General features: G+C 50.2%; 1 rRNA gene. It reads left to right on the top strand.

What is annotated here, in order from left to right:
- Positions 1-603, top strand: a 23S ribosomal RNA gene (locus ACRQQK_RS16605); the annotation flags it as partial.

Below are 603 nucleotides of genomic sequence, written 5' to 3'. Positions count from 1 at the left end.
AGTCTCTGGATATAGACCCGAAACCGAGTGATCTAGCCATGGGCAGGTTGAAGATTGAGTAACATCAATTGGAGGACCGAACCGACTAATGTTGAAAAATTAGCGGATGACTTGTGGCTAGGGGTGAAAGGCCAATCAAACTCGGAGATAGCTGGTTCTCCCCGAAAGCTATTTAGGTAGCGCCTCGGACGAATACTACTGGGGGTAGAGCACTGTTAAGGCTAGGGGGTCATCCCGACTTACCAACCCTTTGCAAACTCCGAATACCAGTAAGTACTATCCGGGAGACACACGGCGGGTGCTAACGTCCGTCGTGGAGAGGGAAACAACCCAGACCGCCAGCTAAGGTCCCAAATTACTACTAAGTGGGAAACGATGTGGGAAGGCTCAGACAGCTAGGATGTTGGCTTAGAAGCAGCCATCATTTAAAGAAAGCGTAATAGCTCACTAGTCGAGTCGGCCTGCGCGGAAGATGTAACGGGGCTAAGTAGTAAACCGAAGCTGCGGCAATGCGATTTATCGTATTGGGTAGGGGAGCGTTCTGTAAGCCGTTGAAGGTGTGTTGTAAAGCATGCTGGAGGTATCAGAAGTGCGAATGCTGAC

The sequence above is a fragment of the Vibrio sp. C8 genome (genome assembly GCF_054051265.1).
This window is presented reverse-complemented; position numbering and strand designations above follow the sequence as displayed.